The following is a 22,200-nucleotide window of genomic DNA, read 5'->3' on the forward strand; positions in this document are numbered from 1 at the left end:
TGCAGGCTTACGTTTCAATTCGGACACATCCTCTCAAAATAATTGTAAGGACTTAATTAAACTGTGTCCATGAAACTATACTAACTCCAATCTTTTTATTTATTCTTATTTTATACATGTTCCGCATTTCACCCTTTCCCCATTCAACAAGCTAGAAACCCGCATCCATAGAAAGCACGATTCAAAATAGTTATAAGGTGCAGGATCAACGACGAAGTAAGCAAATACTTTGAAAATAGCATACCCGAGCGGTATCGTGTAAGAAGGAAAGACTAACAGTTTTCATCAGGAGGGAATACATACTATGAATGATGTGATGAACACATTATTATCTCACCGCTCTTTCCGCTCTTTTGAGGATAGACCGGTGGATGAAAATCAATTAGACCAAATTGTCAAGGCTGTTCAGGCGGCACCGAACTGGATTAACGGCCAGCATGTGTCTGTTATCGCGGTAAAAGACCCGGAACGCCGACGAAAATTCGCTGAGCTATGCGGCGGGCAGAAGCACATAGAAGAAGCACCCGTGTTTCTTGTGTTTTGTGCTGATTTTTACCGCATTCACCTGGCAAGCGAAATGGAAGGCATGTCGATGGAAGCGATCGAAGATATTGATACGCTCATCGTGGGGGTCACTGATGTAGGAATTGCGCTTGGGACAGCGGTAGCAGCGGCTGAATCCTTTGGCTTGGGTACCGTTCCTATTGGCGGCATTCGCCGCAATGCACTAGAAGCGATCGAAGAGCTTAGTCTCCCTTCCTATGTTATCCCTGTTTCCGGCTTATGTATCGGCCACCCCGGCGAAGACACAGGCCAGAAGCCCCGCCTTCCTAAGGAAGCGGTGTATCATGAAGAAACATACAACTCCGATTTAACACCGTTACTCGAACGATATAACGAGCAATATTCGGACTATTTAGCAGGCAGATCCAGCGGACAGCGGGCAGGTACATGGACAAAATCGGTGGCCTCTTTTTACAATAAGCCCCACTATTATGAGGGGATTGCTGATATGCTAAATAAACAGAAATTCCCAGGCGGAAAATAAAAACAAACCTTTCCGAGAGCACAAGCGTTGTAGGCTTGTGCTCTTTTTATGCAGGCAGCATGTCTTGGTTTAACAAACAGGTCCGGCAAGGAATAGGTGATAAAGAGACAACTAAACAGCAAACAGAAAAAGGAGGAGTTGGATGACGAATTTCGTTAAAGGATGCCTAGGCTGTCTTGGGATCATTTGTATACTGGCCTTATTGATTGGCGGATGCACAGCTATCTTCCAAGACGATTCCACTGAAACGGATAAAGAGCTGTCAAGAGAGAACAGCTCTAAGCAGAACCAGCCTGACCGCGCCGACCAGCCCGAGGAGGAACCTGCCCTTTCCTCTGATAGCCCGGAGCCAGAACAGGAAGAAGAGGAGCCTGAGAGCTCTCCTTCAAATGATCGAATGACGGCCACTGTTGCATCTATCACAGACGGTGACACGATTAAAGTTAACATGAATGGGAGAGAAGAAACCATCCGTTTTATTCTAGTAGATACACCGGAAACAAAACACCCTCGTACCGGTGTACAGCCATTCGGGCCTGAAGCCTCTGCCTTTACCGAGCAGCAGCTATCCGGTAAAGAGGTACAGATTGAACCGGGTATTGAAGAGCGTGACCGATATGGCCGACTCCTTGCTTATATCTATGTAGACGGCCAAATGTTTAATAAGCGGTTGCTGAAGGAAGGGTTAGCACGTGTGGACGTGTATCCTCCGAATACAAAATACTTAGATGAATTCCAGGAAATTCAATCGGCGGCTCAGCAGAAACAAATAGGCATCTGGTCCATCGAAAACTATGTAACAGAAGATGGATACAATACAGAGCAGGCAGAAGAAACGCCAAAACAGGAGGCTGATACTGCATCTGACCCTGCACCCGCTCCAGCCTCTCCTGCAGAATCATATAAAAACTGCACGGAGCTGAGAAGCGTGTATCCGGACGGGGTGCCTGCCGACCATCCAGCATATAACTCTAAACATGACCGGGACAATGACCGGTGGGCCTGTGAAAGTTAACAAAGAATTGGATACCCCCTCTATTTGCAGGCAGGAGGGGGGCATCCAACCTTGTTACTCTTCTCTAACACTCGGGTTCAAACCGAATTCTCCCCTGATTTTCCTCTGTGCTTCTTGAGCTGATTCAAATGTTTGGAATACCCCTGTCCAAATACGCCTATCTTGTACAAACGGCTGATATCCCAATCGATTTTCGATCAGCTTCGCATACTTTTCTGCTTCAGCGTCATCCTTGAATGTGCCTGTATAAATCCGAAAACGCCCGAACGCTGCAAAGGGAGAATTCGTCAATAAAGCAGCTTTCTTCTTTAAGCCTGCATACTCGGCAATCCCGCAGGCAATGGCTGTACCCTGCGCCCTCATAATACTGTCATCCCTCAGCTTCTTACTATCAATGGTAGAATCCATGAAGCCGCCTTCCGTCAAAACAGCAGCTACAGGCAGATCCTTAAAAGCACGCACTACATGGAAATTTTCTTTCTTCATTCCACGATCCCTAATGCCCATTGCCCGGACGATCCTTGGATGTACGGCTCTGGCCAGCCGTTCGCTTCGCGGCTGGCTGCCAAGATACGTATACGTCTCTACCCCGCTATGATTTCCCCAGTTGGTTCCCAGCACATTATGATGCACACTGACATAAATGTCACAGCCCCAGTTCCTCGCTCTTTCTGTTCGAGCCGCCAAGGGGACATCCACCGTTCCTGTTGAATCATCCGTCCGAAGCAGCTCCACATTCTCGTATGTTCTTAACTCAGCCTCCAACGCCTGAACTACTTTATTATTAAAGTTCCATTCGTATTCCCCATCAGGCGCTCTCTTTCCCCTAGTAGAGCCTCCGCCTCCATGTCCAGCACCATAAGCAATTCGAACCATGCATGCTCTTCCTCCCGTTTTTATCATTCATATTTATTTCGCGATGATCCCGAGTTTTTGTCGAGTCATGTACCACCCAATGACATCTGAACTACTGTTTTATTCACGAGATCCTCCATAAAGCTTGTTCACTATTTCCCGGCTAGGTCCATCATGGCGATCACCTCTTACAAGATAGGCTTGCCTCATTAAACAAGCGGACGCGAGTTGTCACTCCATCAGGAGCGGTATAAAAAACCCCTTATTCTATACGAATAAGAGGCTTTCACACAGGCCTGCGCTGGCACAGCCGTTATTTCGTTAAAATAATTGGTTCGTCCTTAGTAATAACGATAGTATGCTCAATTTGAGCTACTAAACTGCCATCCGGTGTCTTGAATGTCCAGCCGTCTCCGCCTTCAACGATCATGTCAGCCTTTGCAGAAATGAATGGTTCGAAAGCAATAACCATTCCTTCTTTCAGCAAAGCGTTGTCCCATGGATCGAAGTAATTCAAAATATGATCAGGTGCTTCATGGAGACTGCGGCCGATTCCATGTCCAGTCAAGTTCTTAATAACAGTAAAGCCATGGCGGCGCGCTTCATTCATAACCGCTTTGCCGATCTGATTTTGTTTCGATCCGGCTTTTGCCTTCAGCAGTCCACGTTCAAAAGCTTGTTCTGCTGCTTCACATAGTTTTGTCAGCAGCGGATCTCCTTCGCCTACCACGAAAGAAATACCCGTATCAGCAAAGTATCCATCATACGAGCCGGATACGTCGATGTTTACAAGGTCTCCTTCTTGAATCACACGGCTTCCTGGAATACCGTGAGCCACTTCGTCGTTCACGCTGATACATGTGTAGCCCGGAAAATCGTATTCGCTTTTCGGTCCGGATACGCCGCCTTTTTCTTTAAACAGCTGTCCGCCTAATTCATCCAGCTCTTTCGTTGTGATGCCGGGCTTCGTTGCTTGGCGCATTTCATCGCGAATTTCTGCGACAATTCGGCCAGCCTTTTTCAACGCTTGTAATTCTTCATCTGTTTTAATAATCATAAAAAAATCTTCCTTCTATATTAAAGTTTGCTTCCGTATTTACTATACAGAAAATACGTTTCCTTGAAAAGCACTTGCTCATTCATTTAAAAACCGCCAGGCAGCTGAAGCTAGTATTTTACCCGCATGAATCATGGATCGTTCATCGATATCAAATCTTGCATGATGGTGTGGATAGACTGCATTTGTTTCCAGATTGCCTGCCCCTGTCAGAAAAAAGGTGCCAGGTACTCGTTTTAAATAATGGGAAAAATCCTCCCCTACCATCAGAGGCTCGGTGATATAACAATTCTCACTGCCAAGAATACTCTTCGCCCCTTCCATAACGAACTGCGTTTCCTTGGGGTGATTTCTGACCGGCGGATAGCCCCTTAAATAATGATATGTGTAAGAAGCACCTGCCCCTTCGCAAAGACCGCGCAGAAGGGCCTCCATGCGCTGTTCAATCATTTCCTGTACCTCTGCCTTGAACGTACGGACGGTTCCTTTGATCGTCATTTTTTCAGGAATAATATTAAACGCATCTCCCGCATGAAGAGAGCCGACTGTAATAACAGCTGAATCCAGCGGACTTACGCTCCGGCTGATGATTTGCTGGATGGCCTGCACCCAGTTTGTCCCAATGACTACCGGGTCCACTGCTTCATGAGGAAGCCCTCCGTGACCACCCTTTCCAATCACTTCTACTTCAAAATGATCGGCTGCAGCCATAATTTCCTGCTCTTGAAAAGCAGCTTTGCCTACAGGAATAGTCGACCACAAATGAGTGCCAAAAATAGCATCTACCCCATCCAAGCAGCCATCTTTAATCATTTCGATTGCTCCTCCAGGAACAAGCTCTTCCGCAAACTGATGAATGAGCACGACATTCCCCTTTAACAAATGCCGATTGGCCTGCAGCGCTTTTGCCACGGAAAGCAGTGTAGCGGTATGGGCATCATGGCCGCACGCATGCATTTTCCCGTCTACTTTCGACCGGTATGGCACATCCTTTAAATCATGAATCGGCAGTGCGTCAAAATCGGCACGCAGCGCGACCGTTTTTCCAGGCTGCTCCCCGCGGATCATGCCGACAACGCCTCTTCCGCCTACTCCTTCTTTCACTTCTATTCCCTGTTCCTTTAAAAAGCGGGCGATAAAAGCCGGCGTCTCTACCTCTTCAAAAGATAATTCAGGATATTGGTGTAAGTATCTTCTCACTTTTACGGTCTCTTCAAAATCATTTTCCAGCATAGCAAAAATATTTTTCAGCAAGTCCTCTCCCCCTTGTCTCTTTTATCTCTATGTTTATTCTATCTTACATAGAAAGACCTGTGGGTATTTTTTCGGCTTTTCGTTCAACTTCCGTGATACTCCTTAAAGAACAGAATGCCTTGTCTCCGGTATCCCGTTGACAAGGCATTCGTTGATTCTATTAAAGGATCCCACCTGATTCTCACCGCCTCCTGGTCATAAGAAAGCCAGTTAAAGGACTTTCGTTGTCCAGGATTCTCCGTTCCATATATCTGTCACCACTTCACGGTAGAATTCAGGCTCATGCGAAATAAGCAGCACGCTGCCTTTATAGTCACGTATCGCCCGTTTCAGCTCTTCTTTAGCGTCTACATCTAAATGGTTCGTCGGCTCGTCGAGCACTAATACATTTGTTTCTCTGTTAATCAGCTTGCACAGACGGACTTTCGCTTTTTCGCCGCCGCTCAGTACAGCAACCTTGCTTTCAATATGCTTCGTTGTCAAGCCGCATTTAGCAAGAGCTGAACGGACCTCATACTGAGTAAAGGAAGGGAACTCGCTCCAGATTTCTTCAATACACGTATGACCGTTATCCGTTTTCATTTCCTGTTCAAAGTAACCGATCAGCAGGTTGTCTCCCCGTTCTACTTTTCCGGAAACCGGCGGGATCTCTCCTAATAAACTTCGTAACAGAGTCGTTTTTCCGATTCCATTTGCGCCTGTAAGAGCAATCTTTTGTCCGCGTTCCATTTGCAGGTTCAGCGGCTTAGACAGCGGTTCATCATAGCCGATGACAAGATTCTCTGCCTGGAAGATAAGCTTGCTTGGCGTCCGCCCTTCCTTGAAGTGGAACTCAGGCTTCGGACGTTCTGCCGCTAACTCAATTACTTCCATTTTATCCAGCTTCTTCTGCCGGGACATGGCCATGTTTCGCGTGGACACCCGCGCTTTATTGCGGGCAACGAAATCCTTCAGGTCGGCAATTTCCTGCTGCTGCTTTTTAAAAGCGGCCTCGAGCTGCTGCTTCTTCATTTCGTACACTTTCAGGAAGTCCTCATACGTGCCGGAATAGCGGTTCAGCTCCTGATTTTCCATATGATAAATCAAGTTGACGACACTATTTAAGAATGGAATATCATGTGAAATAAGAATAAATGCATTGTCATATTCCTGAAGATAGCGCTTCAGCCATTCAATGTGCTGCTCATCTAAATAGTTCGTCGGCTCATCAAGCAGCAAAATATCCGGCTTTTCCAAAAGCAGCTTCGCTAAAAGCACCTTCGTCCGCTGACCGCCGCTTAAGTCATTCACGTCACGGTCAAGTCCAATGTCATCAAGCCCAAGCCCGCGTGCGGTTTCCTCAATTTTAGCATCAATAACGTAGAAGTCATTATTTGTGAGCAGGTCTTGCATGGTTCCTGTTTCTTCCAGCAGCGCCTCCAGCTCTTCAGGGGAAGCGTCACCCATCCGACCAAATAATTGATTCATTTCCGCTTCAATATCAAATAAATACTGAAACGCGGTCCGAAGTACATCACGAATCGACATGCCCTGCTTTAAATCGGCATGCTGATCCAAATAGCCGACACGCACGTTTTTAGCCCATTCAATCTTTCCCTCATCCGGCTTTAATTCACCGGTAATAATATTCATAAATGTCGATTTCCCCTCGCCGTTTGCACCGACAAGACCAATATGCTCCCCTTTTAGAAGCCGGAACGACACATCATTAAAAATCGCCCGATCTCCGAATCCGTGGCTCAGACGACTGACTGATAATATACTCATATAGAAAAAGCTCTCCTTGTTTTTGGTTTATTATATCATTTAACTACTTTTACATGGCTGAAGTCTACAAGTTTTTTTGACTGCAGGCTACTAAAAAAGCTGCAGAGCCAACGACCAGCTCTGCAGCTTTAATTACTTACTATTCAACTAATCATCAATCGCGATACTTGCAATACGGACGAAGCTTCACGCCGATAATGCTTCCAGCGTAAGCGGCTACGAACCAAAGCCAGCCGTGCACGCTAAATGAAGCAATGCCGCTAAAGAAAGCTCCAATGTTACAGCCAAAAGAGATGCGGGCTCCGTATCCCATCATGAGCCCACCGATTAAGGAACCGATGACCATTTTCATTGGCAGCTTGAATTTCAAGCCTTTTCTGAAGCTTCCAGCAAGTACAGCTGCAAGCAGCGCCCCTACCATTAAGCTAATATCCATAACAGATGTTGTATGGAAGTAAACCGGCTCCTGTAAAGAAGCCAGGTTGCTTGGAGACTGCCAGTAGCTCCAGTTTTCCGGATTTCCGCCAAACGCTTGAACTGCTTTCGCTCCCCACAGGGCGAACGCTGAAGTTACTCCCCAAGGCTTGCCTTGAACAAGTAAAATAACTGCGTTTAATACCGCAAGCGCCAACCCGCCGATGACAATTGGCCATGGACCAAAGAAGATAGACTTCCAGCTCTTGGCTTTTACTTCTTTCTTATAAAGCTTACCGTTCTTTTTCTTCTCAACTAGTACAGTGATCGCATACACAATCGCAAGCAAAGCCACTTGAATGAAGAAGCCTGGAAGGACTCCATATGATTCAACGAAGGAAACCTCTCCAAGACCCGGCAAGTTTGTCCAAAAATCAAAATGAGTAGTAGCAATGACCGAACCGGCAATAAAGCCGACTAGAGCGATGATTCCGTTAGCATCTCCGCCGCCAATGTGGTATAGCGTACCAGATGCACATCCATCTCCCATCTGCATGCCGATTCCAAAGATAAAGGCTCCGATAAGAACGGACATCCCTGCAGCATTGACATTACCTGACATATCTACACCAAAGACGGTACCAGCTGTCAAAAGCGGCAGAAATAATAGACTGGCTACAAGCAGCATCCATACTTGTGCTCGGATCCCTTCACCATGACGGTACAGGATAAATTGTCTCCACGCCGACGTAAATCCAAATCGAGCGTGATATAATATAAAACCAGCAACCGCGCCGAGCATATATAGAACCGCTTGTCTTCCTGATACAGCATTAAAAAGGAATAAGGCTCCTCCTGCTAATACAACGAAAATAAGAAAATATAATATTTGATCAAGGCGTCTTCCACTTTTATGTTTTAAAGGCTGTTCTGCAGCCTTTTTAAGTACTGCTTCCATTATCTTTTCGCTCCCCTTTCTCAATAACATATAATAATATACAACAAAACTGATTAAATTTCTAGGTTTATTTGTAGATTAATAAATGCACTCTTTTCTAAAAATTAGAAAAATAATGCTATTTGCGAGACCCATTCCACCTTCAGTTATTTATCGTAATTTCTTTGCATATGTAATATGGAGTCAAGTATTCTGTTAAACTTTATATAATGAAGAAACTATTAAAAAGGAGAGTAAACGATGGACTGGTTCAGCAAAAGCTACGAAGCCTTTGAGTTCCATATGTTTTCAGCCAGCCATATAACGGTATGGGTCATACTCGCTGCAACCGTATTACTAACCTTCCTGTACCGATCTCGTTTCACCGAAGTAACCTCTAGACGAGTGGAAGTATCTTTAGCCTTCATCCTCATTCTTCTCGAAGCTTCCTATCACGGATGGATGCTGCGAACCGGCACCTGGTCAGTCAGCCATGCTTTGCCTTTAGAGCTTTGCAGCCTGTCGGTATTTCTTACCGTTGCTTTACTGCTTACTAGAAAGAAAGTATTATATGACATTTTGCTCTTTATCGGTGTATTGGGTGCTTCCCAAGCACTGATTACACCCTATTTATATTTCGATTTCCCTCACTTCCGCTTTTTTCACTTTTTCGGCACACACTCTATTATTTTCTGGACACCGCTCTACCTTACATGGATAAGAGGGTACCGTCCTACTCTTTCCTCCGTCATTCGGACCATGTTATTCTTGAATCTGCTTGTTCCGCCTGTTCTGCTCATTAATAAGCTGACAAACGGGAATTACCTTTACCTGGCCCATAAGCCGGAAACAGCCAGCTTGCTGGATTTGCTCGGGCCTTACCCCTGGTATATTGTCTCACTTGAAGGTGTCGCTTTCTTATTAAGCCTTGGCATCTGGCTGCTTTTCAAAGAAAAAGAGCCGTCTATCTTCACTAACCGTGAATATAGACGCCCCTAATCAAAAAACATTGGTCTTTAACCGAGCAGCTGCTGATAAAGCTTTTTCGCATCGCTTATATTTTTCGTTCCATGGACAAGCATTCGCCCGTCTTGAAACAGCACAACTCTCTTTCCGGAAACAACCGCAGAAAGCAAAAGACCATTCGTCTTCACATTCGTCCCTTGTTTCTCCAGCATGGAAGCCAGCTGATCTAAATGAAACTGTCTTCCTTCAGGCGGTCTCACCTGCACAGTATCACGCCCGCATAGAACAGCAGTTTTCGTCCGCCGTTCGGCCGATAGATATGGATAAGAAGGCTGTCGGCCGCATGACGGACAATCTTCTTTTTTTAAGGAGGAGATATTAATAGAAGAATGCGTGTTTTTCCATAGATCAAAGGACACGAGCTCTCTTCTTATCTCTTCCTTCCTGCCGGCCAGCACCTTTAGAGCCTCTGCTCCTTGAAAAGCGGCCGTCATTTGTACAGCTGGTGCGATGATGCCCACCGTATCGCACGTCATCCCTTCCGCCGGCAGCACAGCTAACAGACAAGCCAAACATGGTGTCTCTCCTGGTATCACGACACAGCTGATCCCTTGGCTGCCGACACATGCCCCATACACCCATGGGAGCCGATATTTTTGCGCGAGGTCGTTGATGATAAACCTTGTTTCAAAATTATCGGTCCCATCCAGCAGTATATGCGGCTGCTGCTCCTCTATGAGCGAAGCTAGCTCTTCTGGTCCTGCATCCGCTACCACCGCTTTAATGTCCGCCTCTGAGTTGATTGACTGAAGCCGCTGTTTGGCAGCCGTTGCTTTCGGCACCTGGTCCCTTGCATCTCGTTCTGTATAAAGCTGCTGGCGCTGCAGGTTGGTCCAGTCCACGTAGTCCCGGTCGATGATCGTCACCCCGCCCGTTCCTGCCCGCACGAGCGTTTCTGCTAGAGCTGAGCCCAATGCCCCCGCTCCTACAATTAGTGCACGCTTCTTTCGAAAAGGGAGCGTTTCTTTTAGAAAAAGCTCCTGCCTTGAATACCGGTTACTCATTTCTTCTCTCCTCCCTTAACCGCCTCCGACAAATTGGACAATCTCAAGACGATCTCCTTCTTTCAAGTGAGTGGAAGAAAGAGAGTCTTTCGGAATAATCTCCCCATTTGCCTCTATAATGACCGTCTTTTCCTGGAGAGAATATTGAGTCAGCAAGTCGGCGATCGTTGGACGAGCTAACTTAATGTCTTCCTGTTTGCCATTCACTGTAATTCTCATTATGTTCCTCCTCTACCCTCTGTATTTCTTGGCGATAATAAGCAGCCGCTGCAATAGGATCTCCACTAGTAAAAATGCCGGACATTACAGCGATTCCTTCGGCTCCGGCTTGAGCTATGTCCTGAATGTGCCGAGCCTGAATACCGCCGATCGCAATGACTGGCACGCTTGCAGCAGCGCTCACTTCCTTTAGTTTTCGTAATCCTGCCGGCTTCCTGTCCGGTTTAGAAGCAGTGGGAAATACATGGCCAAATATAAGCCATTCTGCTTCCTTTTTCTTGATTTCCAAAGCATCCTTCGTTTGATGAACGGAACGGCCAAGCTTCATGCTGCCGGCTATTTCTTTTGCTCTCTGAAGCGGCAGGCTTGCTTCAGTCAGCTGTACACCTCCTGCTCCGGCAGCGAGGGCTACATCCAGCCGGTCATTGATAATTATTTTACCGAGCGGAACGCCTGCCGCCGCAAACCGCTCCACCCAGCTTAATAACTCCTTAGCAGACCGGTGCTTCTCACGTATATGAAGGAAGTCAGCAAACGGGTGAACCGCCGCTGCAATCTCAGACGCCTGTGTTAGCTCTTGTGTTCCCGTTGTGAGTATATGCAGCTGCAATGACAGGCTCCTCCTCCGCTTCCACAAGAATATCCCAGTCTTTCGAGACCGGCTGGTAGCCATTCCGTTTCAGGCTCATTTTTACTTCTTCTACCGACCGCGAATCAGAGATCTCAAACTGACTGTTGTCATTCTGCTTCGTTGCATAACCGCCCACTACGGTAGAAGAGGCGGCTGACATTTTTGTTACACCTAGCTTGATAAGCTGATCACGCAGTGCAGCTTCTTCCCGGGTGGACAGCGTAATACCCGCCCGCGGCATAAATAAACGAAAAGCAAGCATTGCCTGAACCAGATTCTTATCCTCCACATTTACTTTCGGAGCAAAGCCGCCAAGATTTGGACGGATGCGCGGGAAGGAGACGGCAACTTCTGTCTCGATATATTTCTTTTGCAAATAACGGGCGTGCAAGGACGTAAAGAACACTTCCTTTCTCCAGTCATCAAGCCCCAGCAAGGCCCCGATATTTACGGTCCTCATTCCTGCCTGGCAGCCGCGCTCAGGTGCATCCAGCCGGTACCGATAGTTTCTTTTCGGCCCTTTTACATGAATTTCTTTATAGATATCTTCGTTGTAGACCTCCTGGTAGACGGTCAGACCATCCACCCCTGATTGACATAGCTGTTTATATTCCTCTGTATCGAGCGGCTGTACTTCAATCGCAATAGAGGCTGCATGAGCCTTAACAAGACGGGCACTTTCCGCCAAGTAAGCAACGGAGGAATGCTTCCTCGATTCTCCTGTCAGCAGGATCACATGCTGAATGCCCATACTTTTTAGAGCTTTCGCTTCCTGATCAATCTCAATCGCACTCAGCTTTCGCCTTGGAAAATCGTTATCTAAGCTAAAGCTGCAATACGTACATTTATTCACGCAATAATCTGTTAAATAAAGCGGCGCATAGAGAGAAATCACCTTTCCGAAATGCTGCACAGTCAGCTTATGTGCTTTTTGAGCCATTTTCTCTAAGTAATTTTCCGCCGCAGGTGAAAGGAGAACAAGCAGATCTCTCTCGTCTAGCTGGCTTTTCTGCAGTACTGCTTCCACTTCCTGAGGCGTAACACCGTTAAATAACTGTTCATAAGGCTGTGTTTTTATTTCATCATATATATTATAAAAGCTCATTTCATCACCCCTTAACCAAGAAACCCAGTAAGCGGAGAGGACGCATTGGCTCTTTCGGACACTGGCCCAAGTCCGGATAAATAAGCTCCTCTTCCTGCTTTCACCGCTAAATTAAACGCCTTGGCCATACCAACCGGATCATCAGCTGTTGCAATGGCTGTATTCACCAGTACAGCGTCAGCCCCCATTTCCATCGCCTCAGCCGCTTCCGACGGCCTGCCGATCCCTGCATCTACCACAATAGGCACAGTCTTCTCTTCAATTAGTATTCGGATCATTTCTTTCATACGGATTCCCCGGTTAGATCCGATCGGAGAACCTAGCGGCATAATAGCGGCTGCCCCGGCATCTGCCATTTTCTTAGCAGCCATAAGATCTGGGTTCATATATGGAAGAACGACAAACCCTTCGTTCGCCAAAACGTCTACTGCACGCAATGTCTCTTCATTATCTGGAAGCAAATATTTCTGGTCAGCAATCACCTCAATCTTAATCCAGTTTCCCATACCTGCTGCTTTCGCTAAACGGGCAATCCGTACCGCCTCTTCTGCGTTGCGTGCACCTGATGTATTAGGCATAAGAATGATACCAGATGGGATATCCTCCAAAATGTTCTCCTGTCCTGCCTCTAAATCTACTCTTCTGACGGCCACAGTCACCACTTCTGTCTCTGATTGATGAAAGGCCTCCCTCATGACTGAGTGATCAGCAAACTTTCCTGTTCCCGCGAACAAACGATTAGTTAATTTGACGCCGCCAATTTGTAACTCATCCATTGAAATTCCCCCTTATAAACAATAAAAAAAGCCTGCCGCAAGGGCAGGCTTTTATTTATGTAGACAAAAATACATACACAAATATAGCTTCCCTCCGCTGGTACTAACCAAATCAGGTTCAAGGGTTGGATGAACATCATCCTCTCAGCCTTACAGGCACCCCTAGCTATTCTTACTATTTAATTGTCTACCATTATACTACAAATTTCTGAATTGTTAAATACTTTTTAAGTTTTCTTTTATTGAGAAGCAAAAGGCAAGGATATTTCTACTAATGTGCCTTTGCCCTCTTCACTTTCAAACGTAATCGTGCCATGGTGATTTTGGATAATTTTGAAGCTGACCATCAGGCCAAGACCTGTTCCTTTTTCTTTATTTGAATAAAAAGGTTCACCAAGGCGGGTAATTCGCTCCTTGGAGATTCCTGAACCTGTGTCCTCAACTTGCACAATAACCTTATAGCGTTTTTTTCTTGTGCGGATCTTAATGGTGCCGCCATTCTCCATTGCTTCAAGAGCGTTCTTAATCAGGTTAATCATTACCTGTTTTATTTGCTTTACTTCCATCATGACTTTCGGCAAGTCCTCTTGAAGGTCACACACCATCACCGTTTCCTTTAGCAAGGCTTCCGGCTGCATGAAAGCGGCTGTTTCCTTAAGAACCTGGTTCATATCTGTCGGTTCCATACATGTTTCCTGATGCGGCTTGGCCAGCATAAGAAACTCATTCATAATAAATTCGATTCGTTCCAGTTCAGACAAGATAATCTCACTATACCTCACTTGGTTGCTGTCCTGTCTCCACAACTGCACAAACCCTTTAATTGTCGTCAGCGGATTGCGGATTTCATGAGCAATCCCCGCCGCCAGCTGGCCGACCACACCCAGCTTGTCGCCTTTACGAATTAGCGAATCCTTTTCCTTTAGCTCAGTTATATCAGCCGATACTGTGATAATGCGAAGAGGCTGGCCATCCTCGCCGCAAACTAGTGTATGCTTCGAACGAATCCAGCGTACGGATCCATCCGGCCATAAGATTCTAAATTCTATTTCCGGCTGAATATGATCCAGGTCCGCTACCGATTGAACGACCGCTTCTCTGTCCTCCGGGTGAACAGCATCAGCAAAAGAGTGCTTGTTTTGGTAAACATCCTTTATCGGACGCTTCCACACACGTTCATATGCTGCGCTTACATACTCTGTTTTTAAGTCTTGGACGGATGTTATCCAAAATACTTCATTAATATTTTCGGTGATCTCCCGAATTTGCCTTTCACTATCCTCCAGCCTTTGCAGGTTCATTTCCTGATCATGAATATCCCTCGCGTGCACGGCCATGCCGTTCTTTGTGGGAAACGTAAAGATCTCATAATACCGGTTCATAAGAGGAGAAAAGTCTTTAAAACGGGCGTTCCTTCCTGTTCTCATGGACTCCTGCAGCATGTCCTCCGCAAGCGGGCTGATCTTGCTAGGAAGCACTCCCCAAAAGCTTTTGCCTATCAGCTTCTCCAGGTCTCTTTCCAGCACATTAGCAAACAGTTTATTTACAAAAAGAAAATTCCAGCTCTTATCGACATAGAAAAAGACCTCGATAATGCTGTTTAAAATACTTTGAAATTGTTCATTCGTTTCCTCAAGCTCTTTTCTGCTATTCATCAGTTGCTGCTGGATATCCAGTATTTGTGACATATCCCTTGTTTGAGCCAGGGAAGCCACGATATGTCCGTTAATATCACGAATAGGAAAAACAGTAATACTGACCGGCAGCAAGGAGCCGTCTTTACGCACTCGAACGGCTTCATGATTAACAATTTTTTCTCCCTGAAAGACTCGTTTACGCAACTCAATAAAGTCCTTTTTTACCTGCTCTGAATGAGAATGAAAGGGCATAATATCTCCCATTATTTCTTCATTTCTCCACCCGTATAGTTCCTCAAACTGTTTGTTCACTGCAATCACACGATCTTCTGCATCCATGATACTAATCGAGGTATCAGCAGATTCAAGGAGGACACGGCCAAGTTCTTTCGATTCCTTCAGTTCTAATTCGAGCATCCTCTCGTAGCTGACCTCACGGCCAATTAGCATAATAGCCTTTTGCCTTTGTTCAGACCGGTGAATGGCATACCAATCCACCCACTTGTATGTGCCTTCTTTATGGCTGCATCGCACCTCTATGCTCAGCCGGTCTTTCCCCCTCAATTGATCTATGAATAGCTGTTGATCCTCCGGATGAATGTAATCCATCAAAAGAGATTGCCCAGCTTCTATCTCGCTGTCGCCTACAACTTGATGCCAGGCCGGATTTGCTCCTTGGATGACATAATCACCGTCCAGGATGATAAAAATATCCTTCGAGACTTGAGCAAACCACTCCATTTCCCTTGCTGTCACAAAGTCAGAATTAAAAAATGTATGAGTCAACGAGGACACTCCTCTCCCAATAAGCAATATACAAATAGACAATGGAACAAAATACCTGCCCGCCCTTATTTATAAAAAATGTGTTCTGCCTTGATTGTTTTATCTACCGTAAGAATTCCGTAAGAATAGTAAGGCAGACGTCGTTTATCCGTTGCTGAGCCAGGATTGAACATTAACACTCCCTTTTCAAACCGCAAATAAGGGATATGCGAATGGCCAAAGACAATGCAATCTACCTCTTCATCCATAAATGCTTTAGCCGCTCTCTTCTCTGTTGTTAACCCTTTTCCATCTCCATGAACAACACCGATATTCCAGCCATTTAACCGGACAATAGCTCGCCGGGGAAGAAGCTGCTTTAATTCTTCGCTATCTTGATTGCCTGCTACACTTGTTAATGAACCGCAGGAAACAATTTCATCATATACCGTTTTGCTAATCCAATCACCCGCATGAATGATATGGTCAGCTGTCTTTAATTAATGGAGCAAATGATCGGGAAGCTGAGCAGATTTCTTAGGTAAGTGTGTATCTGATAAAGTAATGATTTTCAAATGATTTCCACTCACTTTTTATAAAATAGTATCAAAAATAGCCTAAAAAGAATAGATCTTTTGAAACAAAAAAACATTTGAACTTTACACATAAATCTTTTATAAAAAAGCCGGCTCATTTTGCTTTTAAAGTAATGAGCCGGCTTGTTGTTATTTTCGTTGTTTTTGCGGACGCTGCCAATGCTCGGTCCTTCCGATTCCTTCGATCGAATCAGCATAGAAAACAGGATCTTTCCCCGCTTTTCTTTGTTTTTGATAATCCTTCAGAACAGCAACAGCCACCTTGTACAGCATAGCAATGGCAATTAAGTTGATTAGAGCCATAATTGCCATGAACAAATCAGCCATATTCCATACAAGGCTGATCTTAGCCACGGAGCCGAAATATACCATAGCAACGACAGCTAGACGGTAAATAAACAAGGCTGTCCTTGATTCCTTAATAAATTCAATATTTGTTTCTCCATAATAATAGTTACCGATTACAGAGCTGAAGGCAAAAAGGAAGATGGCTACAGCTAGGAAGAGAGCAGCCCACTCGCCAAGATGCACAGAAAGCGCAGATTGCGTCAGGTTAATGGATAAAGAATCCTCACGTAAATATTCCCTCGAAAGCAAGATAATAAAAGCGGTAGCCGAGCACACGAGGATGGTATCGACGAATACGCCAAGTGTCTGGATGAGTCCTTGCTTGGCCGGGTGGCTGACAGCTGCAGTGGCCGCCGCATTCGGTGCAGACCCCATCCCCGCTTCATTGGAGAACAGCCCGCGCTTAATACCGTTCATGACAGCTGCTCCAAGCGTGCCTCCGAGTGCTTCTTCAAGACCAAAGGCGCTTTTAACGATCAACATAAACATAGCTGGAATTTCAGTGATATTAATGATAAGGACAAAGAGGGCTACAAACAGATAGATAACCGCCATAACCGGCACGAGTATTTGTGTAACATGAGCGATCCGCTTAAGGCCGCCGAAGATAACTAACGCCGTCAGTACAGCTAATATGATGCCAATTACTGGTTTGGGAACGGCGAACCCTTCATTCACCGCTACAGAAATGGTATTTGACTGAACCGCATTAAATACAAGGCCAAAGCAGAAGGTAATGGTCACGGCAAAAATGATTCCCATCCAGCGCTTATTCAGACCCCTCTCCATATAATAAGCCGGCCCCCCGCGGAACCCATCCTTATCTTTCACTTTATAAACTTGTGCAAGAGTACTCTCCACAAAACTGGAGCCAGCACCAATCAAGGCAATGATCCACATCCAGAAAACAGCACCAGGTCCGCCGGCAGCAATCGCTGTCGCTACACCCGCTAGGTTACCTGTTCCAATTCGAGAAGCGGCACTGATTGTAAAGGCTTGGAAAGAAGAAATCCCCTTTTTTCCCTCTGCCGATATTGTTGACTTTTCAAAAATGACACGGAACATTTCTTTCAATAAGCGAAATTGAACAAACTTCGTTCGAAATGAAAAGAAAAGTCCCAGAATAATTAAGAGAGCCACCATCACATATGTATATAAGTAATCATTTAACGTAATAATTAGTTGATCCAAAGCTTCCGACCATCCCATCTCTCCCTACTCCTTTCGAAAATTATATATTTATTCTCTTTCATATTCCCTTCTTTCCCTATAAAAAAACCGTTTTATAGCCGGTTTTTAACCGGCTATAAAGGCAATTGCTGTTACTCATCTGATGATGTCGTTGTCCAAACCTCTGTTACTTGACCATTTTCCTTCGCATCTATCACAAAGGACCCATTTGAATAGCGGTCACTTTGCTTTAAATAACTAAAATCAAACGATTCCACAAGGCCTTTATCTGTTTGGAGAACAACCTCTTCACCTGGTTCGGTGAGATGCAGTTCTACGAGACGGTGAGAGTTCTTTTTCAATTCTCTTAGCATAATGACTCCACGGCCTGCCCGGGAAGCCGGCTCGAATTCCGATGTGTTCATTTTCTTAACAGCCCCCCGATGAGTCACAATGAGCAGTTCGCGCTCCTTCTCTGCTTCCCATACGGCCGCACTTACGACTGTATCGCCATCCTTCAGGTTAATGCCTTTAACCCCCGCTGCACGCGGGCCGACGATGCTCGCTTCCTCTTCTGAAAAACGCAGACCATAACCAAAAGCTGTAGCGAGAAGTACATGCTGGCTTCCATCTGTTAAGTGTACAGCGGCCACTTCATCTTCGCCTTTTAATTTAATAGCCGTTAAAGGCTTTGAATAACGCTGAACCTTATAAGAGGCTAGCTCTGTACGCTTCAGCATGCCATTTCTCGTAGCGAACAAGAAGTAAAGCGGCTCTTGGAAATCCTGAATATCGAAGGCGGCGATGATGGATTCATCTTTGCTAATAGCGACCAGGCTGGCTAAATGCTGGCCAAGATCCTTCCAGCGTATATCTGGCAGCTCATGAACAGGCATGTATAAATAATTCCCCTTGTTCGTAAATAGGAGAAGTACATCTGTCGTGTTCACTTCTTTTTTGTAAAGAAGACGGTCTGTTTCTTTCATAGCTAAATCCTTGCCATTCGAAGCCGAGTAAGAACGGAGGCTTGTCCGCTTAATGTATCCGTCTTTTGTTACGGTTACAATAACTTCTTCATTTGGAATGAGCACTTCTAAATTTACCTTGATCTCTTCGATTTCGTCCTGAATGACAGTCCGTCTTTCATCAGTATACTTCTTCTTAATGTCTTTCAGTTCCTTCTTAATGACGCTGGCCAGTTTTTTCTCGCTTGCTAAAATCTCCTCGAGCTTCTTAATATCTGTCTCCAGCTGGTCAGCTTCTTTTTCTAGAGCTGCAATATCAGTATTAGTCAACCGATATAGCTGCAAGGTAACAATAGCCTCTGCCTGCGCCTCTGTAAAAGCGAAGGAATCAATTAAATTATGCTTCGCATCACGTTTGTCCTTCGATGAACGGATCACTTCGATGACTTGGTCAAGGATGGACAATGCCTTAATTAAGCCTTCAACAATATGGTGACGTGCTCTCGCTTTGGCTAATTCATATTGCGAGCGTTTGGTCACTACTTCTTTTTGATGCCTTATGTACGCATCCAGCATCTGAATAAGCCCCATCTGCACCGGCCGTTGCTCGTGAATAGCCACCATATTGAAGTTATAGCTAATCTGAAGGTCGCTTGCTTTGTACAGATAATTTAAGATTCCTTCAGCGTCGCCATCCTTCTTTAATTCAATGACGATACGAAGCCCTGTACGATCTGTTTCATCTCGTACTTCCGCAATGCCTTCTACTTTCCGGTCCACCCTGAATTCGTCCATTTTCTTTACCAGGCTGGCTTTATTGACATCGTATGGCAGCTCGGTAATAACGATTTGCTTTTTGCCGCCTCTAATTTCCTCGATCTCTGCCTTGCCGCGCACGATGATCTTGCCTTTTCCTGTTTCGTAGGCTTTCTCTATGCCTTCCTTGCCCTGAATAATACCGCCAGTTGGAAAATCAGGCCCCTTGATGACCGTCATTAAATCTGCCACTGTGCATTCAGGATGATCCATTCTCATCACTGTTGCATCAATCACTTCACCAAGCTGATGAGGCGGAATTTCTGTCGCGTATCCCGCAGAAATTCCTGTCGACCCGTTCACTAACAAATTCGGGAAGCGGGCAGGGAGCACAATCGGCTCCTCTGAGGTATCATCAAAGTTTGGAATAAATTCAACTGTCCGCTTCTCAATATCTTTTAACAGCTCGCTGGATATAGCGGACAGACGAGCTTCCGTATAACGCATAGCAGCGGGCGGGTCACCGTCAATGGAACCATTATTTCCATGCATTTCAATCAAAACCTGCCGGAGCTTCCAGTCCTGACTCATTCTCACCATCGCTTCGTAAACAGAGGAATCGCCATGCGGGTGATAGTTACCAATGACGTTTCCGACTGTCTTGGCCGATTTCCGAAATGGTTTATCCTGTGTATTTCCTTCCGCATACATTGCATATAAAATCCGACGCTGTACCGGCTTTAGCCCATCTCGGGCATCAGGCAGTGCCCGTTCCTGAATAATATATTTACTGTACCGCCCAAACCGGTCACCAAGAACCTCCTCGAGCGGCAAATCTTGAAATATTTCCTTTTGCATCCGTTAAACCTCCTCGCCAGCTGAAAGATTCTCATTTTCTAGGATGTTCCCGTCTTCTTCCAGCCCGAACGCTACATTCGATTCAATCCACTTCCGGCGCGGCTCCACCTTATCACCCATTAAGGTAGTCACGCGGCGTTCCGCCCGGGCCGCATCGTCAATTCGCACACGAATGAGCGTTCTCGTTTCAGGATTCATCGTTGTTTCCCATAATTGGTCAGCATTCATTTCACCAAGCCCCTTGTAGCGCTGCAGCACACAGCCTTTGCCGACCTTTTTCATTGTTTCTGATAGTTCTTCATCTGTCCATGCATACTCTACCCGCGCCTTTTTTCCGGTGCCTTTGCTTACCTTGTATAAAGGCGGAAGCGCAATATATACCTTGCCGGCTTCGATCAGCGGTTTCATATAGCGGTAGAAGAAGGTGAGAAGCAGCACCTGAATATGCGCGCCATCGGTATCGGCATCTGTCATAATGACCACCTTATCGTAATTTGCCTCATCTACATTAAACTCATTGCCGACTCCTGCTCCGATTGCATGAATAATTGTATTGATTTCCTCATTTTTAAAAATATCAGCGAGCTTCGCTTTCTCCGTATTGATGACCTTTCCCCGAAGCGGAAGCACTGCCTGAAAGCGCCGGTCACGCCCCTGTTTGGCGGACCCTCCTGCTGAGTCTCCCTCTACTAAGTACAGCTCATTTCTCTGCGGATTTCGTGACTGAGCAGGCGTCAGCTTTCCAGACAGTACACCTTCACCGCGCTTTCGCTTTTTGCCGTTGCGGGCATCCTCGCGCGCTTTTCTTGCAGCTTCCCGCGCTTGAGCTGCTTTAATCGCTTTCTTAATAAGCAAAGAACTGACTTCAGGGTTTTCCTCAAGGAGATAAGACAAATTCGAAGAAACGACGCTGTCTACTGCAGAACGAGCCTCACTTGTCCCGAGCTTCCCTTTCGTCTGTCCCTCAAACTGAAGCAGTTCTTCAGGGATACGCACTGAAACGATCGCCGTCAGCCCTTCGCGAAGATCAGCCCCTTCTAAATTTTTATCCTTTTCCTTAAGCAGCTGTACTTTGCGGGCATATTCGTTAAATACACGGGTCATCGCTGTGCGGGCTCCTGCCTCATGTGTACCACCGTCCTTCGTGCGGACGTTGTTGACGAACGAAAGCATCGTTTCTGAATAGCCATCGTTGAATTGGAAAGCAAATTCAACCTCGATGCCGCTCTGCTCACCTGAGAAGGAGGCAACCGGATGAAGAGTATCTTTTTCTTCATTCAAGTAAGCAACGAATTCCTCAATGCCGCTTTCATAATGGAAGACTTCCTCCTCTTGGTTGCGTTCGTCAGTCAATGTAATTTTAAAGCCCTTTAATAAGAAGGCTGACTCTCTTAACCGTTCGCTAAGCGTCTCAAAGTTATAATTAATCGTGCTGAAAATAGACTCATCCGGCTTGAAGTGAATCGTTGTTCCCGTCTTCTTGGTCGTGCCGATTTTTTCAAGTGTCGTCACTGGCCGGCCGCCGTTTTCAAATCTCTGTTCATAAATGAAACCGTCACGATGTATTGTAACCGTCAGCCATTCGGATAGAGCATTAACAACGGAAGCCCCGACACCATGCAGTCCCCCGCTCGTCTTGTAGCCTCCCTGGCCAAACTTCCCTCCGGCATGAAGAACCGTTAAGATCACTTCAGGCGTAGGCTTGCCCATGCTGTGCATTCCGACAGGCATTCCGCGTCCAAAATCCTGCACGCTGACGGATTGATCCTTATGAATAATGACTTTAATTTCCTTGCCATATCCGGCAAGTGCTTCGTCTACTGAGTTGTCTACAATTTCATAGACTAAATGATGCAGCCCTCTCGCATCAGTAGAGCCAATATACATACCTGGCCGCTTTCTTACGGCTTCAAGTCCTTCGAGAACTTGAATCGCTTCATCATTATAGTCAAAAATTGCCTCTTTTTTCGTCACACAAATTCCCCTTTCAGCTTTTC

The 22,200-nt window shown here is 45.8% G+C and carries 18 protein-coding genes, 2 pseudogenes and 1 riboswitch; of the genes and pseudogenes, 3 read left to right on the top strand and 17 right to left on the bottom strand.

What is annotated here, in order from left to right:
• Positions 1-304: 304 nt before the first annotated feature.
• Both QY97_RS01130 and QY97_RS01135 read left to right on the top strand, forming a co-directional pair.
• Positions 305-1,048 (top strand): NADPH-dependent oxidoreductase, encoded by a 744-nt coding sequence (locus tag QY97_RS01130; protein ID WP_039232352.1) that lies wholly within the window; start codon positions 305-307, stop codon positions 1,046-1,048.
• 142 nt (positions 1,049-1,190) lie between these two features.
• Positions 1,191-2,063, top strand: coding sequence for a thermonuclease family protein (locus QY97_RS01135; RefSeq protein WP_039232356.1), 873 nt, complete (start codon positions 1,191-1,193; stop codon positions 2,061-2,063).
• A 54-nt stretch (positions 2,064-2,117) separates the two neighbouring features.
• Here QY97_RS01135 and QY97_RS01140 read toward each other — a convergent pair whose 3' ends face one another.
• The 5 genes from QY97_RS01140 to QY97_RS01160 form a co-directional block, all read right to left on the bottom strand.
• On the bottom strand, positions 2,118-2,939 hold the full coding sequence (locus tag QY97_RS01140) for an N-acetylmuramoyl-L-alanine amidase (protein WP_052717079.1): 822 nt from the start codon (positions 2,937-2,939) through the stop codon (positions 2,118-2,120).
• A gap of 292 nt (positions 2,940-3,231) precedes the next feature.
• Positions 3,232-3,975: a type I methionyl aminopeptidase gene (gene map / locus QY97_RS01145; protein ID WP_039232358.1), complete on the bottom strand. Its 744-nt coding sequence runs from the start codon at positions 3,973-3,975 to the stop codon at positions 3,232-3,234.
• A gap of 78 nt (positions 3,976-4,053) precedes the next feature.
• Positions 4,054-5,226, bottom strand: a complete 1,173-nt coding sequence (locus tag QY97_RS01150) for an amidohydrolase (protein ID WP_039232762.1) — start codon at positions 5,224-5,226, stop codon at positions 4,054-4,056.
• A 213-nt stretch (positions 5,227-5,439) separates the two neighbouring features.
• Complete coding sequence (locus QY97_RS01155; protein ID WP_039232360.1) at positions 5,440-6,996, bottom strand: ABC-F family ATP-binding cassette domain-containing protein; 1,557 nt, start codon at positions 6,994-6,996, stop codon at positions 5,440-5,442.
• A 154-nt stretch (positions 6,997-7,150) separates the two neighbouring features.
• Positions 7,151-8,368, bottom strand: coding sequence for a YeeE/YedE family protein (locus QY97_RS01160; protein WP_039232363.1), 1,218 nt, complete (start codon positions 8,366-8,368; stop codon positions 7,151-7,153).
• 240 nt (positions 8,369-8,608) lie between these two features.
• Between QY97_RS01160 and QY97_RS01165 the strand changes: the two genes are divergently transcribed.
• A complete protein-coding gene (locus QY97_RS01165) occupies positions 8,609-9,346 on the top strand; it encodes a YwaF family protein (protein WP_039232367.1) in 738 nt (245 codons plus the stop codon).
• 17 nt (positions 9,347-9,363) lie between these two features.
• On the opposite strand, the gene QY97_RS01170 is transcribed toward QY97_RS01165, so the two are convergent.
• The 12 genes and pseudogenes from QY97_RS01170 to parE form a co-directional block, all read right to left on the bottom strand.
• Complete coding sequence (locus QY97_RS01170; protein ID WP_039232371.1) at positions 9,364-10,377, bottom strand: ThiF family adenylyltransferase; 1,014 nt, start codon at positions 10,375-10,377, stop codon at positions 9,364-9,366.
• 15 nt (positions 10,378-10,392) lie between these two features.
• On the bottom strand, positions 10,393-10,596 hold the full coding sequence (gene thiS, locus QY97_RS01175; RefSeq protein WP_039232374.1) for a sulfur carrier protein ThiS: 204 nt from the start codon (positions 10,594-10,596) through the stop codon (positions 10,393-10,395).
• The gene (locus QY97_RS01180) at positions 10,559-11,206 is read right to left on the bottom strand and encodes a thiamine phosphate synthase (protein ID WP_052717081.1); all 648 of its coding nucleotides are present in this window, start codon (positions 11,204-11,206) and stop codon (positions 10,559-10,561) included. Before QY97_RS01180 ends, thiS begins: the two co-directional genes overlap by 38 nt.
• Positions 11,154-12,332 (bottom strand): 2-iminoacetate synthase ThiH, encoded by a 1,179-nt coding sequence (gene thiH, locus QY97_RS01185; protein WP_082090061.1) that lies wholly within the window; start codon positions 12,330-12,332, stop codon positions 11,154-11,156. Before thiH ends, QY97_RS01180 begins: the two co-directional genes overlap by 53 nt.
• 11 nt (positions 12,333-12,343) lie before the next feature.
• Positions 12,344-13,108: a thiazole synthase gene (locus QY97_RS01190; RefSeq protein WP_039232378.1), complete on the bottom strand. Its 765-nt coding sequence runs from the start codon at positions 13,106-13,108 to the stop codon at positions 12,344-12,346.
• A 72-nt stretch (positions 13,109-13,180) separates the two neighbouring features.
• A riboswitch (TPP riboswitch) is annotated at positions 13,181-13,282 on the bottom strand.
• Positions 13,283-13,347: 65 nt separating this feature from the next.
• Positions 13,348-14,445 (bottom strand): ATP-binding protein, encoded by a 1,098-nt coding sequence (locus QY97_RS21110; protein WP_408606232.1) that lies wholly within the window; start codon positions 14,443-14,445, stop codon positions 13,348-13,350.
• Positions 14,428-14,796: pseudogene (locus QY97_RS21115) on the bottom strand (PAS domain-containing protein); the annotation flags it as partial. The pseudogene QY97_RS21115 and the gene QY97_RS21110, both read right to left, overlap by 18 nt.
• Positions 14,776-15,486: pseudogene (locus tag QY97_RS21120) on the bottom strand (PAS domain-containing protein); the annotation flags it as partial. The pseudogenes QY97_RS21120 and QY97_RS21115, both read right to left, overlap by 21 nt.
• A 110-nt stretch (positions 15,487-15,596) precedes the next feature.
• The gene (locus QY97_RS01200; RefSeq protein ID WP_269764090.1) at positions 15,597-15,992 is read right to left on the bottom strand and encodes a metallophosphoesterase family protein; all 396 of its coding nucleotides are present in this window, start codon (positions 15,990-15,992) and stop codon (positions 15,597-15,599) included.
• 243 nt (positions 15,993-16,235) lie between these two features.
• Positions 16,236-17,663, bottom strand: coding sequence for an alanine/glycine:cation symporter family protein (locus QY97_RS01205; RefSeq protein ID WP_039232382.1), 1,428 nt, complete (start codon positions 17,661-17,663; stop codon positions 16,236-16,238).
• Positions 17,664-17,776: 113 nt separating this feature from the next.
• A complete protein-coding gene (parC, locus tag QY97_RS01210; RefSeq protein ID WP_039232385.1) occupies positions 17,777-20,203 on the bottom strand; it encodes a DNA topoisomerase IV subunit A in 2,427 nt (808 codons plus the stop codon).
• A 3-nt stretch (positions 20,204-20,206) separates the two neighbouring features.
• A complete protein-coding gene (gene parE, locus QY97_RS01215) occupies positions 20,207-22,159 on the bottom strand; it encodes a DNA topoisomerase IV subunit B (protein ID WP_408606233.1) in 1,953 nt (650 codons plus the stop codon).
• Positions 22,160-22,200: the final 41 nt, after the last annotated feature.

Source organism: Bacillus thermotolerans, assembly GCF_000812025.2.
GTDB classification, from domain to species: domain Bacteria; phylum Bacillota; class Bacilli; order Bacillales; family Domibacillaceae; genus Quasibacillus; species Quasibacillus thermotolerans.